Annotated in this window: 15 protein-coding genes; 2 read left to right on the forward strand and 13 right to left on the reverse strand. The window is 65.5% G+C overall.

Going from position 1 to position 17068, the window contains the following annotated elements:
• Window positions 1-78: 78 nt before the first annotated feature.
• The 5 genes from OKQ63_RS13060 to OKQ63_RS13080 all read right to left on the reverse strand — a co-directional run bounded on the left by OKQ63_RS13060 (window position 79) and on the right by OKQ63_RS13080 (window position 6270).
• Entirely contained in the window at window positions 79-897 is an 819-nt protein-coding gene (locus OKQ63_RS13060) for an extensin-like domain-containing protein (RefSeq protein ID WP_264210512.1), read from the reverse strand.
• Window positions 894-1826, reverse strand: a complete 933-nt coding sequence (locus OKQ63_RS13065; RefSeq protein ID WP_264210513.1) for a prephenate/arogenate dehydrogenase family protein — start codon at window positions 1824-1826, stop codon at window positions 894-896. The genes OKQ63_RS13060 and OKQ63_RS13065 overlap by 4 nt, the downstream gene beginning before the upstream one ends.
• On the reverse strand, window positions 1823-2908 hold the full coding sequence (hisC, locus tag OKQ63_RS13070; RefSeq protein WP_264210514.1) for a histidinol-phosphate transaminase: 1086 nt from the start codon (window positions 2906-2908) through the stop codon (window positions 1823-1825). The genes OKQ63_RS13065 and hisC overlap by 4 nt, the downstream gene beginning before the upstream one ends.
• Before the next feature lie 119 nt (window positions 2909-3027).
• Window positions 3028-4674: a peptidoglycan-binding protein gene (locus OKQ63_RS13075; RefSeq protein WP_264210515.1), complete on the reverse strand. Its 1647-nt coding sequence runs from the start codon at window positions 4672-4674 to the stop codon at window positions 3028-3030.
• 171 nt (window positions 4675-4845) lie between these two features.
• Window positions 4846-6270 carry an aminotransferase class V-fold PLP-dependent enzyme gene (locus OKQ63_RS13080; RefSeq protein WP_264210516.1) on the reverse strand — a complete coding sequence of 475 codons (1425 nt, stop codon included), beginning with the start codon at window positions 6268-6270 and terminating at the stop codon, window positions 4846-4848.
• 104 nt (window positions 6271-6374) lie between these two features.
• Here OKQ63_RS13080 and OKQ63_RS13085 point away from each other — a divergent pair, with 104 nt between their 5' ends.
• Entirely contained in the window at window positions 6375-6836 is a 462-nt protein-coding gene (locus OKQ63_RS13085; protein ID WP_264210517.1) for an Lrp/AsnC family transcriptional regulator, read from the forward strand.
• 86 nt (window positions 6837-6922) lie between these two features.
• On the opposite strand, the gene OKQ63_RS13090 is transcribed toward OKQ63_RS13085, so the two are convergent.
• The 4 genes from OKQ63_RS13090 to OKQ63_RS13105 form a co-directional block, all read right to left on the reverse strand.
• Window positions 6923-7498: a PA14 domain-containing protein gene (locus OKQ63_RS13090; RefSeq protein ID WP_264210518.1), complete on the reverse strand. Its 576-nt coding sequence runs from the start codon at window positions 7496-7498 to the stop codon at window positions 6923-6925.
• A gap of 169 nt (window positions 7499-7667) precedes the next feature.
• Entirely contained in the window at window positions 7668-8288 is a 621-nt protein-coding gene (gene rpsD, locus OKQ63_RS13095; protein ID WP_264210519.1) for a 30S ribosomal protein S4, read from the reverse strand.
• Window positions 8289-8612: 324 nt separating this feature from the next.
• Window positions 8613-9674: a Hint domain-containing protein gene (locus OKQ63_RS13100; protein WP_264210520.1), complete on the reverse strand. Its 1062-nt coding sequence runs from the start codon at window positions 9672-9674 to the stop codon at window positions 8613-8615.
• Between the two features lie 204 nt (window positions 9675-9878).
• Window positions 9879-10796 carry a LysR substrate-binding domain-containing protein gene (locus OKQ63_RS13105; RefSeq protein ID WP_264210521.1) on the reverse strand — a complete coding sequence of 306 codons (918 nt, stop codon included), beginning with the start codon at window positions 10794-10796 and terminating at the stop codon, window positions 9879-9881.
• 218 nt (window positions 10797-11014) lie between these two features.
• On the opposite strand from OKQ63_RS13105, the gene katG reads away from it, so the two are divergent.
• Complete coding sequence (katG, locus tag OKQ63_RS13110; RefSeq protein WP_264210522.1) at window positions 11015-13222, forward strand: catalase/peroxidase HPI; 2208 nt, start codon at window positions 11015-11017, stop codon at window positions 13220-13222.
• Window positions 13223-13405: 183 nt separating this feature from the next.
• Here the strand turns inward: katG and OKQ63_RS13115 are convergent, their stop codons facing one another.
• Genes OKQ63_RS13115 through OKQ63_RS13130 form a run of 4 tightly spaced genes read right to left on the reverse strand, consistent with a single transcriptional unit; the run spans window position 13406 to window position 16989 of the window.
• Window positions 13406-13783: a cytochrome C oxidase subunit IV family protein gene (locus OKQ63_RS13115; protein ID WP_264210523.1), complete on the reverse strand. Its 378-nt coding sequence runs from the start codon at window positions 13781-13783 to the stop codon at window positions 13406-13408.
• A 9-nt stretch (window positions 13784-13792) separates the two neighbouring features.
• Window positions 13793-14509 carry a heme-copper oxidase subunit III family protein gene (locus OKQ63_RS13120; protein WP_264210524.1) on the reverse strand — a complete coding sequence of 239 codons (717 nt, stop codon included), beginning with the start codon at window positions 14507-14509 and terminating at the stop codon, window positions 13793-13795.
• Between the two features lie 12 nt (window positions 14510-14521).
• Window positions 14522-15220, reverse strand: a complete 699-nt coding sequence (locus OKQ63_RS13125) for a cytochrome c oxidase subunit 3 (RefSeq protein WP_264210525.1) — start codon at window positions 15218-15220, stop codon at window positions 14522-14524.
• Window positions 15217-16989 (reverse strand): cytochrome c oxidase subunit I, encoded by a 1773-nt coding sequence (locus OKQ63_RS13130; RefSeq protein WP_264210526.1) that lies wholly within the window; start codon window positions 16987-16989, stop codon window positions 15217-15219. The genes OKQ63_RS13125 and OKQ63_RS13130 overlap by 4 nt, the downstream gene beginning before the upstream one ends.
• Between the last annotated feature and the right edge of the window lie 79 nt (window positions 16990-17068).

Consider the following 17068-nt stretch of genomic DNA (forward strand, 5'->3'; position numbering starts at 1 on the left):
ATTTTCAGCCTGAAGAACAGAGGATCCTTGCCGCCGCCTGGCCGGACCAGGAACAATGCGGGCGGGCGGCGGCAGATTTCAGCGGCAATAGGTGCCGCCGCGGTGGCGGGCGATGTCCAGGTGGAAATGGTCGCGGTGATGGCGGTCCGCCTCGGGCCCCAGCACGGTGCCGAACGGGCCGCAGGCGGCGCGCCAGATTTTCGTCAGTTTCTTGCGGGTCTTGCGGTTCTGCCAGCCCTTCAGAACGGTGATGGTCTCGCCGCTTGCCAGGGTGAAGCCGGAAATGTCGATCGCCCGGGCCTTGCCGTGTTCGGAGATCTTGGCGCCGGGGCGGTTGTTGCGGGGGCGGCAGGCGTAATGGGCGGCGACGCGCAGGGACACCACCTTGTTGCGGCGGCCAAAGGCGGTTTCGACCTCGCGGTTGATCCAGGTTTTCAGCGCCCGTGCGGTGTTGCAGGTCATCAGCGAGGCCTGGCTGAGACGCACCCCGGCAATTTCGCGCACCCGCACGGCATCCCTGGCACCGCAGCCGGCCAGCGTGCCGGAGACATGGCCCACGGAGTCGCCCTGGATATCAATATCGCCGCAGACCGAGCCCTTGCGCCGCTGGCGGCGTTTGAACAGCACCTGCCCGGCCAGGCTGTCCGGCCGGGCCGAGGGATGCAGCGATGCACCGGGGGCCAGCAGCGGCAGGTCCGCGGGCCGGGCGGCCGCTGCCAGGCGCTGGTCCGATTGCGGACGCGAGGCCGGGCGCAGGTCCGGCGCCGGTGCCAAGGCCGCCGCGATGCCTGCGTCTGCCGATGGACGCGCGGGCGGCTCCAGCGAGGTTTCCGGCGCGGCGGCCGCAGCCGCCCCGCCAAACACAACTGCCGCCAAGAGGGCGCCCGCGCGGATCACTTCTTCTGTCCCCGGCCGAAGTCCGGCGCGTCGGTGTCCTGGCCTGCCTCGATGATGCCGCGGCGGATGGCGCGGGTGCGGGTGAAGTAATCGTGCAGATGCGCGCCGTCGCCGGTGCGGATCGCCCGCTGCAGGGCAAAGAGTTCTTCGGTGAACCGGCCCAGGATCTCCAGCGTGGCGTCCTTGTTGGTCAGGAACACATCGCGCCACATGGTGGGGTCCGAGGCGGCAATCCGGGTGAAGTCTCGGAACCCGGCGGCGGAATACTTGATCACCTCGCTGTCGGTCACCCGGCGCAGATCGTCGGCCACGCCCACCATCGTATAGGCGATCAGGTGCGGCGTGTGCGAGGTGACGGCCAGCACCAGGTCGTGGTGGTCGGCGTCCATCTCGTCCACATTGGCGCCCATGCCTTCCCAGAATGCGCGCAGGCGGGCGGTGGCTGCTGGATCTGTTCCCTCCACCGGCACCAGCAGCGACCAGCGGTTGTCGAACAGTTCGGCAAAGCCGGATTCGGGGCCGGAATGCTCGGTGCCGGCCAGCGGGTGGGCGGGCACGAAATGCACGCCCTCGGGGATATGCGGCTGCACGGCGTCGATCACATGGCGCTTGACCGAGCCGACGTCGGAGACCGTGGCACCGGGTTTCAGCACCGGCGCGATGTCTTCCATCACCGGCCCCATGGCGCCGACCGGCACGCAGAGCACCACCAGGTCGGCGTCCTGCACCGCTTCCCGCGCGCTGTCGCAGACCCGGTCGCACAAGCCGATGCGGCGGGCGGTTTCGCGGGTCTGTGCGCTGCGGGCATAGCCGGTGACCTCGCCCGCCAGCCCGGCGCGCCTGATTGCCCAGAACATCGAGGAGGCGATCAGGCCCAGCCCGATCAGCGCAACGCGGCCGTAAACCTGCCCGGTATCCTGGCGGCTCATGCCTGCCCCTCTTTGAAGGCCTTCACCGCGGCGGCCAGCCGGCGGCAGGAGTCTTCGTCGCCGATGGTGATGCGCAGCGCCGCGGGCAGGTTGTAGCCCGCCACCCGGCGCACGATCAGCCCCTGCGATTGCAGATAGCTGTCGCAGGCCTCGGCCTCGGCCTGGCTGGAAAAACGGGCGAGGATGAAATTGGTGCAGGACACGTCCGACGGCACCCCCAGTCCGGCCAGCGCATCCGCCAGCCAGCCGCGCCATTTGGCGTTCTCGGTGCGGCAGCGGGCGGCGTACTCCGTGTCCCGCACCGAAGCCTCCGCCCCGGCCAGCGCGGTGCTGGAGACGTTGAACGGCCCGCGCACCCGGTTCAGCACATCGATGATTTCGCGGGGGCCGTAGCCCCAGCCGATCCGCGCGCCGCCAAGCCCGTAGATCTTGGAGAAGGTGCGGGTCATGAACACATTGCTGCGCGCCTGGATCAGTGCGGCGCCTGCATCGAAGCCTTCGACATATTCGGCATAGGCACCGTCCAGCACCAGGAGCGCCCCTGCCGGCAGGCCGTCCGCCAGCCGCGCCACCTCGGCCGCGCTGATCATGGTGCCGGTGGGATTGTTGGGGTTGGCGATGAACACCAGTTTGGTGCGTTCGGTGCAGCCCGCCAGCAGCGCGTCCACATCCGTGACGCGCTCGCGCTCCTTCACCTCCACCGGGGTGGCGCCGGCCGCCAGCGCGCTGATGCGGTACATGGCAAAGCCGTGCTCGGTATAGAGCACCTCGTCCCCCGGTCCGGCATAGGCCTGGCACAGGAAGGCGATGATCTCGTCGCTGCCCGCACCGCAGATGATCTGCTCCGGCTCCAGCCCGTGCACCTCGCCGATGGCCTGCCGCAGCGCCGCGTGATCCGAGCTGGGATAGCGGTGCATGCCCGCCGCCGCGTCCTGCATCGCCTGGATGGCGCGCGGGCTGGGGCCAAAGGGGTTCTCGTTCGAGGAGAGCTTCACAACATTGCTCACCCCTTTCACATGGGCAGCCCCGCCCTCGTACAGGGCGATGTCCATGATACCGGGCTGCGGTGTGAGTTGGGTCATAATACGGGCTCCTTAATTCCAACCCGTCATAGCGGCCCAGACGCTGGCGGGGAAGCACCAAGATGACGCTTCCCCCATGCTGCCGCCCCCTGCGGCAGCCCCCGGCAATGCAGCTGGCGTTAATGCGCCGCTGCTGTCTTGGGCATCTTGCGCTTGGCCTCGGCCAGGATGATCTTCTGGATCTTCTTGCGCAGCTCCATGTCCTTGCGCATCGCCTCGTTGGCCTGCTTCTGCATGGTTGAGGCCGATTGCGAGCCATCCGAGCTGGCCAGCACCTCGCCCGCATATTTGCTGAACGTCTTGCCGGAGATCTGCTTGGCGATCTCGCCATAGACCGCGTCGCCGTGCAGCTTGATGAAATCCTCGGTGGCCTTGGTGCCGTATTTGGCGATCAGGTCCTTCTTCACCGCGCCTTCCATCGCGGCGGGCGCCAGCTTGGTCTTGAGGAACTTTTCGGCGCCCGTGGTGAAGCCGGAGGAGAATTTCTCCAGCGCCTTGCCGGCCCCTGCCGACATGATGCCCGCGGTCAGGATCTTGGCGATGCTCTCCTTGATCTCCTTGGTGTTCGGCGGGCGGCCCTTTTCGATCAGGGGCTTGGCGAGGCCGATGGTTTCCTTCAGGGCCTCTGTCACCATCGCTTCCCCGGCCTTGGATTTGAGGAACTTCTCAAAGAAGACCTTCACCGCTTTCTTCGGGAACTCGCGGGAGAGTTTCGAGGCCGCGGCCTTGGCCAGATCGTCCGCCAGCCCGGCCGACAGCTTGGCGGTCAGCTTGCCGCCGGCAGCCCCTGCGAGGCCCGCGATGAAGCTGTCGATGAACACCTTCTTGGCGGCGCCGTCCCAGGTCACCTTGTTGCCCGCCAGATGCTCGCCCAGCTGGCCGGCGCTGGATTTCAGCGCCTCGGTGCTGGCGGCGGCGATGGCGTGGGCCTTGGCGGGCGACATGCCCTTGGTCGCGACCAGACGGGCGGTCATATAGGTCTCGACCACCGCAAAGGAGACCTCGCGCACCACTTCCAGCTTCCAGACGATGGCGCCTGCGGTGCTGATGCGCTGGTCGATGAATTTCTTGAACGCCTTGCCGCCGGTGTTATAGGCCTTGGAGGCCTTGACGTCCTGCTTGTAGACCTTCTTCCAGTCGGGCTTCTTCTTGCTGACCAGTGTCTTCAGGAGGCTCGACTCGGACCGCGCGTTCAGGATCGCGGTCCAGGGCGGGTCGGTCTTGTCGTTGACCATGCTGACGGCAAATTCCGTCAGCGCGTTCAGGAAGGTCTCGTTGCCCTGGCGGGTGCTTTCCACCTCGTTGCAGAAGTCGACCCAGGATTCCGCCTGGCCGTACATCATGTTGGCCTTGGCCAAGAGCTTGCGGCGCAGCTCCTCCTGGCCGGCTTCGAATTCCGCCACGGTGATCAGCTTGGTCTTGCCGTTCTCGACAACCTCGACCCGCTCCACCTTGGTGTCGGCGGCATATTGCGCCGCCAGCTTGGGCAGGCCGGCGTTCCAGGTGCGCATGCCGGGATCGACAATGCCGTCGGGCTTGCGGAAGCCCAGTTTCTTCTTCTGAAAATCCTTGATGGTCGTGATCAGCCCGGCGTCGCATTTGGTGCTGACCTCAATGGAGTAACCGTTCGCCTTGAGCATCAGGCGGACCAGCTCGACATCTGCGGGGGCGTTCTTGACCGGCTTGAACTTGCTCTCGCCGGTCTTGGGGTCCGGTTTGGTGATCCGCTTCTTGTCACCAACAGGGGCGGACAGCTTGAGGGCCATAACTTTGCTCCAACCAATAAACTACGGTTATAGCGTGCCATGCCGCCGCCAGCGCCGTCGCGGGGGATTTGGAATAGACTTTCCCCCTTTAAATACAGGGGGGCGGCACCTACATATCACAAGCATGTGAGGTGCTTCCCCGTCCCGGGAAAGCCCCGTTCAGGCTTGAGCCTAGGCCACCAGCGCCTTGAAGCGTGCCGTCTCCGGATCAGCATTGTAGCGGGCAGCAAGCTCCCCTGCCCTTCGGGTCAGATCGTTGACGCAATCGATGATGTACTGCGCCGTCTCCTGCTCCATCAGGTAAGAGAAGTTGAGCCGCACCCAGCCCGGTTTCTTCATCTCCTGCCCCGCTTGCAGATCGGCAAACAGGGTGTCCGACTCCGGCTGGCTGATGCCCAGCAGCCGGTGCGCATAGGGGCCGGCACAGGCGCAGCCGCCGCGGGCCTGGATGCCGTGGACATCGCTCAGCATCCGGGTGAACAGCTGCTGGTGCACCGGGTTGCCCGCCCCGTCCGACACCAGAAAGGAGAAGATCGGCAGCCGGTGCGCCGTGCGGTGGCCAAGGATGCGCAGCCGCGGATTGGCGGACCAGCCGTCCCAGGCCATCTGTGCGAACTGCGCTTCGCGGGCCTCGATCCGGTGCTGGCCCACCGCCTCCTTGACCAGAAACGCCAGCGCGGCGCGGATGTCGCCGATCACGTTCGGGGTGCCGGCCTCCTCTCGGGTTGCAAGGTCCCGGCTGTATTCATGCCGCCAAGGGGAAACAAAGCTGACCGTTCCCCCTCCCGGCCAGGAGGGGCAGCGGCGGCGCACCGCAGCGGTATTGACGATCAGCACGCCGGAGGCGCCGGGGCCGCCCGGGAATTTATGCGGCGAGACCACCACGGCATCTTTGCGCGCCGCGCCGCCCGCCCCCATGTCGACCGGCAGGTAAGGGCCGCCGCCGGCGTAATCCCAGACCGCCAGCGCGCCATGCGCGTGCAGCAGGCGGCTGATGGGGTCAGGATCGGTCAGGATGCCGGTGACGTTGGAGGCAGCCGAGAAGCTGCCGATTTTCAGATCGCTGTCGGCGTGCTGCTTCAGGGCAAGCTCCAGAACCTTCAGGTCCGCGCCGCCCTCCGGCGCCTCGGGGATTTCAACCACCTCGGCCTTGCTTTCGCGCCAGGGCAGGATGTTGGAATGATGCTCATAAGGGCCGATGAAGACAACCGGCCGGGCGGCCTCGTTCACGCCGAACAGGCTGACCAGCCGGTTAAGGCCCGCGGTGGCGCCCGATCCGGTGAAGATCACCGCATCCTGCGCCGTGGCGCCGGTCAGGCGGGCGATCTCGCCGCGTGCCTCGCGGCGCAGGCGGGTCATCTGCATGCCGCAAAAGGAAGCCTCGGTATGGGAGTTGGCATAAAACGGCAGCACCTCGCCCGCGACAAAAACCTCGACCTGGCGCAGCGCCCGGCCGGAGGCGACGTAATCGGCATAGACCAGCGGCACCGCGCCATCGAGGCCGGGGATCATCACCCCGTCGCCAATCACGCTGCGGCCCAGAGTGCCATCGAGGGCCGCCTGACGGATTGTCTGTTTGAATGCTGCCAGGGTCATGCCGCGCCTCCGATTTCCGTTGAGGCATTGTGAACGGCAATCAGCGAGAAAACTTTATCAACTACTGAGTGGAATGCAGAATATTTGTGTCTTATGATCGTCATATGGGCAAAATTGCAGATCATATTGACCGCGCCCTTCTGCGGGCGCTGCAGCAGGACGCCGGCCTGTCGCAGCGGGAGCTGGCCGACAAGGTGGGGCTGTCGCAGAACGCCTGCTGGCGGCGGCTGAAGGCGCTGAATGACAGCGGCCTGCTGAAAGGCTCCACGGCGCGGCTGGACCGCAAGCAGCTGGGGCTGGATCTGGTGGTGTTCGTGCTGCTGCGCACAAGGCATCACTCGGCGGAGTGGCTGCAGACCTTCCGCCGCCATGTGCTGGCCATCCCCGAGGTGGTGGATTTCCACCGCATCGGCGGCGATTACGACTACCAGCTGAAAGTGGTGACCCAGGACATGGCCAGCTATGACAAGGTCTATCAGCAGCTGATTGCCGGGGTCGAGCTGGACAGCGTGACCTCCTATTTTGCGATGGAGGCAATTGCCGAAGGGCGGCCGCTGCCGCTTTGACCCGCCGGCCGGGCAAGGGGGCGCTGCCCCCTCAGCCTGCGGCTTCACCCCCGGAGTATTTCAAACCAGAAAGAAGCAGCGGCCGGTCAGTGCCCGAAGGCGCTGTCCTTCATCCATTTCGGGCGTTTGCCGTCGGGCCCCATGCGCATGTGCAGGCAGGCGGTGCCGAGACGCTGGAAATACAGGATGTCGACCGGGTACCAGCCCGGCGACGGCACCTCGACCTGGGTGAGCACGGTGCTGTCGCAGGATTGGCGGCCGTCGAATTCGCCGACAATCTGGCCGCCGATGCTGGCGCGCAGCCCGTCATTGGTCAGGAAGTCGATGTTGTGGATGCCCGGCGTGTCCAGTTTCACATAGCCGGTGATCCGCGCCGCCACATGCAGCGGCCGATTGGCGGTCAGCGTATTCTGCCCCTCTTCGGTGTCGCGGTTGTCCAGGCCGGCGATGGGGCGGCCCGGTTCGCTGCCGATCTTCAGGGCGGAGGACGCCTCCGCCAATGACTTCACGTCCTGAGGATACGCGTAGACCACCGCAAGGCCGGGTTTGACGCCGGAGGGCTGCGGGTTCGCAGGCGTGAGCGTCAGCGGCGCGGCGGCCGCCGCCGCCGCCCCCAGAGCCGTGGCGGCGGCGGCGGCAGCTGCTTGCATCAAGATCTTCATTGGTCACTCCCTGTCGTTTTCAAGCAGGATAGTCCCAATGGCACCGCCCGGCCACAGCTTTCAGGAATCCAGGCGGAGCGGACCATTCGGGCGATGAGGAATTGGCAAAAGAAAAAGGGCTGCCCCGCAGGACAGCCCTTCCAGCCGTGTGCCCCGATGGGCCGCAGGCTTAGTTCTTGGCGTAGAATTCGACGACCAGGTTCGGTTCCATCACAACCGGGTACGGCACGTCGCCCAGGCCGGGGGTGCGCACGAAGGTTGCGGTCAGCTTGGAGTGATCGGCTTCGATGTAATCGGGCACGTCGCGCTCGGCCAGCTGGGTGGCTTCCAGGATGGCAACCATCTGCTTGGACTTGTCGCGGACCTCGATCACGTCGCCCTCTTTCACGCGGTAGGAGGGGATGTTGACGCGCTTGCCGTTCACGGTCACGTGGCCGTGGTTGACGAACTGGCGGGCCGCAAAGACGGTTGCCACGAACTTGGCGCGGTAGACGACGGCGTCCAGGCGGCGCTCGAGCAGGCCGATCAGGTTTTCACCGGTGTCGCCGGCCACACGCTCGGCTTCGCCGTAGATGCGGCGGAACTGCTTTTCGGTCAGGTCGCCGTAGTAGCCCTTGAGCTTCTGCTTGGCGCGCAGCTGGATGCCGAAGTCGGAAAGTTTGCCCTTGCGACGCTGGCCGTGCTGGCCGGGGCCGTAGTCGCGGCGGTTGACCGGGGACTTCGGGCGGCCCCAGATGTTTTCGCCCATGCGGCGGTCGATCTTGTACTTGGCAGACGTGCGTTTGGTCACGGCTGATCTCCTTATTAGCGGCTTCGCAGCTTGCTCCGAAAACCGGTTCCCCCTTTTCCGGCTGCAAACGCGAGTGCCTGCCGCCGTATGGTCTGAACCGCCCCGGGCAAGCCGTGACTATTAAGGGCGTTGTCCTCTTGCTCCGCATCCAGGATCCGGGCATGACAGGCATCCCCTTGCGGGGGCCACCAACACCAATGAAGCCGCGCTTATATAGGCGGGCGGCGCAGAGTCAACACGGCTGTGCCGCGTTTGGCAGGAAAATCTGCACGGACCGCCAAGGCCCGGCCGCGTGGGTGCGCCGGGGGTGGTCCGCAAAAGGCCTCAGGCGGCCTCGTGGCCGAGTATTGCCGCCTCGGAGGCGCTGAGGCTGCGGCGGGCGTAGGCGCCATAAGACAGCGGGTTGCGCTCCAGCGCCGGCTGCAGGCGGAACAGCCGCGCCCGGTCGCTGTCGCTCAGCTCCGTCAGCGCGGCGTTGGAGGGGTGGAAGCTGTCTGTCTCAACGCCATTGGCCCAGAGCACCTGGTGATTGGCCAGCATAAGGTGGATATAGGTCACCTCCCGCACCGAGGCGTCGGGCAGGATGGTGCGGCCGTTGGCCAGATCGCCGGCCGCAACCAGCACTTCCGGGGTATTGAACAGGTCCCGCACGCGGGCACCGCGCAGCAGCATCCGGTGGTCGGGGGAGACCAGCAGCTCCTGTTCCGGGCGGTCGATGCCCAGGGCGCCCGCATGAATGCGGATCGGCCGCAGCCGCGGCATCGCAAACAGCCGCGCGCCGCTGATCCGGCGCGAACCGATCCACAGGATCTCCTGGGCGCCGTTGTCGCGGGTCTGGACCTTTTCGCCTTCGCGCAGCTGCTCGATCCGTTTCGGACCGCCGGGGGTGGCGATCAGGGTGCCGGGGGTAAAGCAGATCACACCGGTTTCGCCCTGCGGACGTCCGGCGCAGATGGTGCCGAGAGAGTGATGCACCACCCATAGATCGGTGCCGCGCGGCGGCATGTCATCGACAAACATCAGCAGCGGGCGCTGGTCCGGGCCGACCTCGATCAGGGTGACCGTGAAACTCTGCACGCCGTTGGTCACGACAAAGCTGCTGTCCATCAGCGGCTCGTCGACCTCGACCGCATCAACGTCGGTCCGGTGCTGAACCGCTGCCCCGACCAGCCTGCGCACCGACCGTGCCGCCCGGCGGCGCAATTCTGCCTCGCCGTTTGCCATGTCCAGCCGCAACAGCCCCGACGGCCCGTCCACCCGCACAGCATCGCCATGCCAGGACCAAGCCGCCCCTACATCGAGAGCGTCCACCGGTGCGGCCGGAAGGCCGTCGATTTCGGTTTGCGACCAGGAAACAACAAACGTGCCACGAAAGCCCGTTTTCATCTGCCTGTATGCCTGCTTCAGTTCATTATTATTAACGAAACCTTAACAAAGCCCCGGGAGCCGGGAAACAGCAGTGCCATAAAATGGTTGTGAGCGTGCCCTTTACGCATCATACCTCATGCGGCTGCAGCTGCCGTCAGGGCAGCCGCCCGTCACGGAAAGAAGCCACGGCGATTGTTTTCAAAGCCAGAACAAACCCGTGCGTCAGGGCATCGGCGCATAGCTGGCCCGCAAGGCATCGGCCGCCTGGCGCACCACATCTGCCACCTGCATCAGCTGCCGCGCCAAGGGGTTGCTGCGGCGCCAGATCATGCCGATGGTGCGCGCGGGCTGCGGGTCGCGGAAACGTGCCACCGAAACCACCGCTGAGCGGGTTTCAACCGGCACCGCCATTTCGGGAATCAGCGTCACACCGATGCCGGCGCTGACCATCTGCACCAGGGTCGACAGCGAGCTGCCGTCCAGCAGCTCGCGCGGGGCCGCCGATTGCATGTTGCAGAACGACAGCGCCTGATCGCGGAAGCAATGCCCCTCCTCCAGCAGCAGGAGCCGCATTTCGCGCAATCCCTCGGGGCCGGGAACCGGCTTGCCGGTGTCCTCCCCCGGGCGGACCAGCACGAAGTCCTCGGAAAACAGCGCCACTTCCTCAAACGCCGGCTCTGAGACCGGCAGTGCCACGATGGCGGTGTCCAGCCGTCCCTCCCCCAGTTCCTCCAGCAGTTTGGGGGTCACGGTTTCGCGCACCCGGATGTCGGCCTCCGGATACTGCCGGGTCAAGTTGCCGACGATGGATGGCAGCAGATAGGGCGCGATAGTGGGAATCACCCCGATGCGCAGCCGCCCGGCCAGCCCCTCGCGCGAGGCGCGCGCCAGCTCGCCCAATTCATCCACAGAGCGCAGGATGCCGCGCACCCGCACGGCCAGATCCTCGCCGAAGCTGGTCAGGCGGACCTGGCGCGCTCCGCGCTCCACCAGCTGCACCCCCAGCACCTCCTCCAGCTCCTTGATTTGAACCGACAAAGCAGGCTGCGACACCGCGCAGGCATCCGCCGCACGGCCGAAATGGCGGTGCTGCGCCAGCGCCTCGAAATAGCGCATCTGGCGGAGGGTCACGTTTATCATAGGTTTTGATTATCACTACGATGAAAAAATGCAACTTAGTCCAATGGAATTCCTCTGCTAGCCTCATCCCCAAGAAGACAGGGAGACCCGGCAGCCGCGGCACATGCCCGCCTGCATTTTCAGGCCCGGCGCAAAACGGCGCCCGCTGCCGCGCAGCTCCCGCAGCGCTTCTGTCACGACGCAGTTCAAATTCATGCAGCCACGATCGGAGAAAAAAAATGGACGGAAATACACCTGCAGGCAAATGTCCGGTGTTCCACGGCGCTGCCGCAGCCGGCGGCACCACCAACAAGGACTGGTGGCCGAACCTTCTCAACCTGAGTGTCCTGCACCAGCATTCGCCCAAGTCAAATCCGATGGGGGCTGATTTCAACTATGCCGAAGAATTCAAGACGCTGGATCTGAAGGCGGTGAAACAGGATCTTTATGCGCTGATGACCGAAAGCCAGGACTGGTGGCCGGCGGATTACGGCCATTACGGGCCGCTGTTCATCCGCATGGCCTGGCACAGCGCGGGCACCTACCGCACCGCCGACGGGCGCGGCGGCGGCGGCACCGGCAGCCAGCGGTTTGCGCCGCTGAACAGCTGGCCGGACAACGGCAACCTCGACAAGGCGCGCCGCCTGCTGTGGCCCATCAAGCAGAAGTACGGCAACAAGATCTCCTGGGGGGATCTGATGATCCTGGCGGGCAATTGCGCCATCGAGTCGATGGGCGGGCCGGTGTTCGGCTTTGGCGGCGGCCGGGTGGACGTGTGGGAGCCGGAAGAGGATGTCTTCTGGGGGGCGGAAACCGAATGGCTGGCCACCAGCGATCAGCCGAACAGCCGCTATTCCGGCGAACGCGACCTGGCGAACCCGCTGGCTGCGGTGCAGATGGGACTGATCTATGTGAACCCGGAAGGCCCTGACGGCAATCCGGACCCGGTGGCCTCGGGGCGGGATGTGCGCGACACCTTCACGCGGATGGGGATGACCGACGAGGAGACCGTGGCGCTGGTGGCGGGCGGCCATACCTTCGGCAAGGCGCATGGCGCGGGCGATCCCGAACTGGTCAGCGCCGATCCGGAAGGCGCCGATATCGAGCACATGGGCCTTGGCTGGCTGAACGCGCACGGCAAGGGCAATGGCGCCGACACCACCACCAGCGGCATCGAAGGCGCCTGGAAACCCAATCCGACCACCTGGGACATGGGCTATTTCGACGTGCTGTTCGGCTATGAGTGGAAACTGGTCAAGAGCCCGGCCGGCGCCAACCAGTGGCAGGCCCAGGACGTCCGGCCCGAGCATATGGTCGCCGACGCCCATGACCCCGGCAAGACGCACCCGCCGATGATGACCACTGCCGACATGTCGATGCGGATGGATCCGGAGTACGAGAAGATCTCGCGCGGTTTCCACGCCAACCCGGAAAAATTCGCCGATGCCTTTGCCCGCGCATGGTTCAAGCTGTGCCACCGCGACATGGGGCCGAAAGCCCGCTATCTGGGCGACGAGGTTCCGGCGGAAGACCTGATCTGGCAGGATCCGGTGCCGGCGGTGGATCACGCGCTGATCGATGCAAACGATACGGCGGACCTCAAGGCGCGGGTGCTGGCCTCGGGGCTTGAGGTGCAGGATCTGGTCTCCACCGCCTGGGCGTCGGCCTCGACCTTCCGCGGCTCGGATATGCGCGGCGGCGCCAATGGCGGCCGCATCCGCCTGGCCCCGCAAAAGGACTGGGAAGTGAACGAGCCCGAAAAGCTGGCCAGGGTGCTGAGTGCTCTGGAAGAGATCCAGAGCACCTTCAACGCCAGCGCCTCCAGCGGCAAGAAGGTCTCGATGGCTGATCTGATCGTGCTGGCGGGCGGTGCCGGCGTCGAGGAAGCCGCCAAGGCCGCTGGCTACCCGGTGGAGGTGCCCTTCACCCCGGGCCGCACCGATGCCAGCCAGGAGCAGACCGACATCGACGGCTTTGCCGCGCTGGAGCCGGAAGCCGACGGGTTCCGCAACTTCCAGAAGGCGGAATATTCGATTCCCGCCGAGAAGCTGCTGGTGGACCGGGCGCAGCTGCTGACCCTCAGCGCACCGGAGATGACCGCGCTGGTCGCCGGGCTGCGGGTGCTGGGCGCAAACCACGGCGGCTCCCGCCACGGGGTCTTCACCAGCCGCCCCGGCGTCCTGAGCACCGACTTCTTCACCAGCATCCTCGACATGGGCGTGCAGTGGAAGCCGGCAGGCGACGGCACCTATGAGGGCCGCGACCGCGCCAGCGGCGATGTGAAATGGACCGCCACCCGCGCCGATCTGGTGTTCGGCTCCAACTCGCAGCTGCGGGCACTGGCCGAGGTCTATGCGCAGGATGGATCGGAGGAGACCTTTGTGCGCGACTTTGTTGCCGCCTGGACCAAAGTGATGAACGCGGACCGGTTCGATCTGGCCGCGTAAGACCTGCTGAGACCGAAAAAGAAGGCGCTCGGGACACCCCGGGCGCCTTTGCCGTTACACGGCCTGTGAACAACACTGAGGGCAGCGCCTGGCCATCGGCGGGCGCATAAGCGCCCTCCCGCGGGGAGGGCCGGGCGCTGCCCGGCCAGCCGGCCGGGCAGTCCCGCAGCACTATCCCGGTGCTTACTCCGCAGCGATGGCAGCAGCCCCCTGCCCGAATTCGATCACCCGGGTTTCAGACGTGTAGTCCGACTCGATGATCAAAATGGCCAGCAGGCCGATCACCGCCAGCGGCGGCAGCAGGATGGCATAGATCAGCGCCAGCCGCTCCCAGGCCATGTGCATGAAGACGGCAATGATCAGCCCCGCCTTCAGCGTCATGAAGATCAGGATCAGGCTCCAGCGCAAGAGCCCCTGCAGCTGGGCATAATCCACCCAGTAGGAGGCGGCGCTGAGGACGAACAGCAGCCCCCAGACGACGAAGTAGAGCTTGATCGGGTGCTGCTGGCCTTCGTCGTGCGCCATCTCTCCGGCCTCAACGGTTTGCGGTGAATGTGTCATGGCTGCCCCCTACCACAGATAGAAGAATGCAAAGATGAAGACCCAGACCAGGTCGACGAAGTGCCAGTAGAGCCCCATGATCTCCACCGCCTCGTAATCGCCGTTTCCGGCCGACATCCAGCTGCGCTGGTCGCGGTCGAAATCGCCGCGCCAGACCCGGCGGGCAACGATAATCAGGAAGATCACCCCGATGGTCACATGGGTGCCGTGAAAGCCGGTGATCATGAAGAAGCTGGCGCCGAACTGCTCGGCCCCCCAGGGGTTGCCCCAGGGACGGACGCCCTCGGAGATCAGCTTGGACCACTCGAACGCCTGCATCCCCACAAAGGCGGCACCCAGCGCGGCGGTGGCCAGCATCAGCGCAGCGGTGGCCTTGCGCGCCTTGCGGTAGGCGCAGTTCACCGCCATCGCCATGGTGCCGGAGGAGGAGATCAGCACGAAGGTCATGATGGCGATCAGGATCAGCGGCAGGTTTGCACCGCCGATGTGCAGCGCAAACACCTCGCTGGCGTTGGGCCAGTCCACGGTGGTGGTATTGCGGGCGTTCAGATAGGCCACCAGGAAGCAGGCAAAGATGAAGGTGTCGCTGAGCAGCAGGATCCACATCATCGCCTTGCCCCAGGAGACCTTCTTGAACACCCGCTGGTCCGAGCCCCAGTCGGCGGCAAAGCCGCTGTGGCCCTGTTGCGCCAGAGTCTGTTCCTGGCCTTGAAGTTTGCTCTCCATCTCTCCTCCCCCTTATCCCACCGCGGCGCGGCACAGCGCCAGAAACGCGTTGCCCCAGCCCTGCAGCAGCGCAAACAGCATCAGCCAGAAGGCCAGCAGCGCGTGCCAGTAGAGCGCGCAGAGCCGTACCCCCGGCAGCAGCGCCTTCACATCCCCGGCGCCGGCGTGGCGCAGGCTGACGGCCGCCAGCGCGATGATGCCGCCCAGCATGTGCAGGCCGTGCAATCCGGTGATCAGGTAGAAAAAGCTCGCCGCCGGGGTGCCGTCCAGCCGGTAGCCGCCCGCGGCCAGCGTGATCCACACCTGCACCTGGCCGGCCAGAAAGGCGAGCGTGGCGATGCTGGCGGCGATCAGGCTGGCGCGCAGCCAGCGCCGGGTGCCGGCCCGTGCCGAGATCACCACGAATTGCAGGAAGACGCTGGCCAGCAGCAGCAGCGCGGTATTGAGCCAGACCCGCCCCGGCAGCGGCACCAGCTCCCACGGTGTTTCGTCGATCTGCATGACAAAGGCGCTGCCCAGCATGGCAAACAGCCCGCCGACCACCACCAGAAAGACGGCGATGAAGATGATGCCGGGCGCGCGGCCCGGCCCGTGTCCCGCCAGAGGGGCAATGCCGGTTTCCAGCCAGGGCTTGGAGGCCAGGCGCTGCTGCGACAGCCACAGGCCGGCAGCCAGGGCGACCAGCGCCAGGAAGGCGAGGATGACCGTCACAGCCGCCTGTCCTCCGCCTGTGAGACCCAGGGGTCGTTCTGGGCGATGTAATCCTCGGCCGCGCCCGGCACGCTGTAGTCATAGGCCCAGCGGTAGACATTGGGCAGCTCGTCCCAGTTGCCGTGCCGCGGCGGGGTCTCGGGCGTCTGCCATTCCAGCGAGGTGGCGCGCCAGGGATTGCCGCCCGACAGGCGCCCGTGGCGCAGGCTCCAGAAGATATTGAACAGGAACAGCACCTGCACCGCGCCGACAATCAGCGCGGCAGAGGAGATGAAGGCATTGAGCCCGTCCACCGGCGCGGTCAGGAACGCCGGCTCGCCGATCTCGAAATAGCGCCGCGGCACGCCGACCAGGCCGACGTAATGCATCGGGAAGAACACCGCATAGGCGCCGACGAAGGTGACCCAGAAATGGATCTGGCCCATCGCCTCGTTCAGCATCCGCCCGGTCATCTTGGGATACCAGTGATAGATCGCGCCGAAGATCACCATGATCGGCGCCACCCCCATCACCATGTGGAAATGCGCCACCACGAACATGGTGTCGGACAAGGGCACATCGACCACCACATTGCCCAGGAACAGACCCGTCAGCCCGCCGTTGACGAAGGTCACGATGAAGCCCAGCGCAAACAGCATCGGAATGGTCAGGTGGATGTCGCCCTTCCATAGGGTCAGCACCCAGTTGTAGACCTTGATCGCGGTGGGAATGGCGATGATCAGCGTGGTGGTGGCAAAGAAGAAGCCGAACCACGGGTGCATGCCGGAGACATACATGTGATGCGCCCAGACGATGAAGCTGAGCGCGCCGATGATGACGATGGCCCAGACCATCATCCGGTAGCCGAACACGTTCTTGCGCGCGTGCACCGCGATCAGGTCGGAAACGATGCCAAAGGCGGGCAGCGCCACGATATAGACCTCGGGGTGGCCGAAGAACCAGAACAGGTGCTGGAAGGCAATCGGGCTGCCGCCGCCGTAGCTGAGCTTCTCGCCCAGCTCCACCAGCGTCGGCATGAAGAAGGAGGTGCCCAGAAGCCGGTCGAACAGCATCATCACGCAAGCCACGAACAGCGCCGGGAAGGCCAGGAGCGCCATCACCGTGGCGGTGAAGATGCCCCAGACCGTCAGCGGCAGCCGCATCATCGTCATGCCGCGGGTGCGGGCCTGCAGCACGGTGACGGCATAGTTCAGCCCGCCCATGGTGAAGCCGATGATGAACAGGATCAGCGACACCAGCATCAGGATAATGCCGCTTTGTGCACCTCCGGGAGTGCCGGACAGCACCGCTTGCGGCGGATAGAGCGTCCAGCCCGCGCCGGTTGGCCCGCCGGGGACAAAGAAACTGGCGACCAGCACGAGGACAGCGAGCAGATAGACCCAGTAGCTGAGCATATTGACGAACGGAAACACCATGTCCCGGGCGCCGACCATCAGCGGGATCAGGTAATTGCCGAAGCCGCCAAGGAAGATCGCGGTGAGCAGGTAGATCACCATGATCATCCCATGCATGGTGACAAACTGGTAATAGGCCTCCGGCGTGATGAAATCGAAAATGCCGGGAAAGCCCAGCTGCAGCCGCATCAGCCAGGACATCACCAAGGCCACCAAGCCAATCGCCACGGCGGTGCCGGAGTACTGTATGGCGATGTATTTGGCATCCTGCGAGAAGACATATTTGCCGATCCAGCTGTGTGCATGCGGCGGCATCACATCCGGGACTTCGCGCGGCGGCAGGTTGCTGTCTGAGTCTGGCAGGTAGTCGGTCATTACAGGACTCCATCCAATTCTGATGCATCGCCCGGCCGTTAGGCCGGGCAGCGCCCGCCCCTCCCGTCAAACCGGAGAT

The sequence above is a fragment of the Leisingera thetidis genome (genome assembly GCF_025857195.1).
Lineage (GTDB): Bacteria > Pseudomonadota > Alphaproteobacteria > Rhodobacterales > Rhodobacteraceae > Leisingera > Leisingera thetidis.

Excerpts from the sequence above, each read along its gene's own strand:
- OKQ63_RS13065 (WP_264210513.1), bottom strand. The coding sequence starts at position 1,826 with ATGAGCCGCCAGGATACCGGGCAGGTTTACGGCCGCGTTGCGCTGATC.
- hisC (WP_264210514.1), bottom strand. The coding sequence starts at position 2,908 with ATGACCCAACTCACACCGCAGCCCGGTATCATGGACATCGCCCTGTAC.
- OKQ63_RS13075 (WP_264210515.1), bottom strand. The coding sequence starts at position 4,674 with ATGGCCCTCAAGCTGTCCGCCCCTGTTGGTGACAAGAAGCGGATCACC.
- OKQ63_RS13080 (WP_264210516.1), bottom strand. The coding sequence starts at position 6,270 with ATGACCCTGGCAGCATTCAAACAGACAATCCGTCAGGCGGCCCTCGAT.
- OKQ63_RS13085 (WP_264210517.1), top strand. The coding sequence starts at position 6,375 with ATGGGCAAAATTGCAGATCATATTGACCGCGCCCTTCTGCGGGCGCTG.
- OKQ63_RS13090 (WP_264210518.1), bottom strand. The coding sequence starts at position 7,498 with ATGAAGATCTTGATGCAAGCAGCTGCCGCCGCCGCCGCCACGGCTCTG.
- OKQ63_RS13100 (WP_264210520.1), bottom strand. The coding sequence starts at position 9,674 with ATGAAAACGGGCTTTCGTGGCACGTTTGTTGTTTCCTGGTCGCAAACC.
- OKQ63_RS13105 (WP_264210521.1), bottom strand. The coding sequence starts at position 10,796 with ATGATAAACGTGACCCTCCGCCAGATGCGCTATTTCGAGGCGCTGGCG.
- katG (WP_264210522.1), top strand. The coding sequence starts at position 11,015 with ATGGACGGAAATACACCTGCAGGCAAATGTCCGGTGTTCCACGGCGCT.
- OKQ63_RS13115 (WP_264210523.1), bottom strand. The coding sequence starts at position 13,783 with ATGACACATTCACCGCAAACCGTTGAGGCCGGAGAGATGGCGCACGAC.
- OKQ63_RS13120 (WP_264210524.1), bottom strand. The coding sequence starts at position 14,509 with ATGGAGAGCAAACTTCAAGGCCAGGAACAGACTCTGGCGCAACAGGGC.
- OKQ63_RS13130 (WP_264210526.1), bottom strand. The coding sequence starts at position 16,989 with ATGACCGACTACCTGCCAGACTCAGACAGCAACCTGCCGCCGCGCGAA.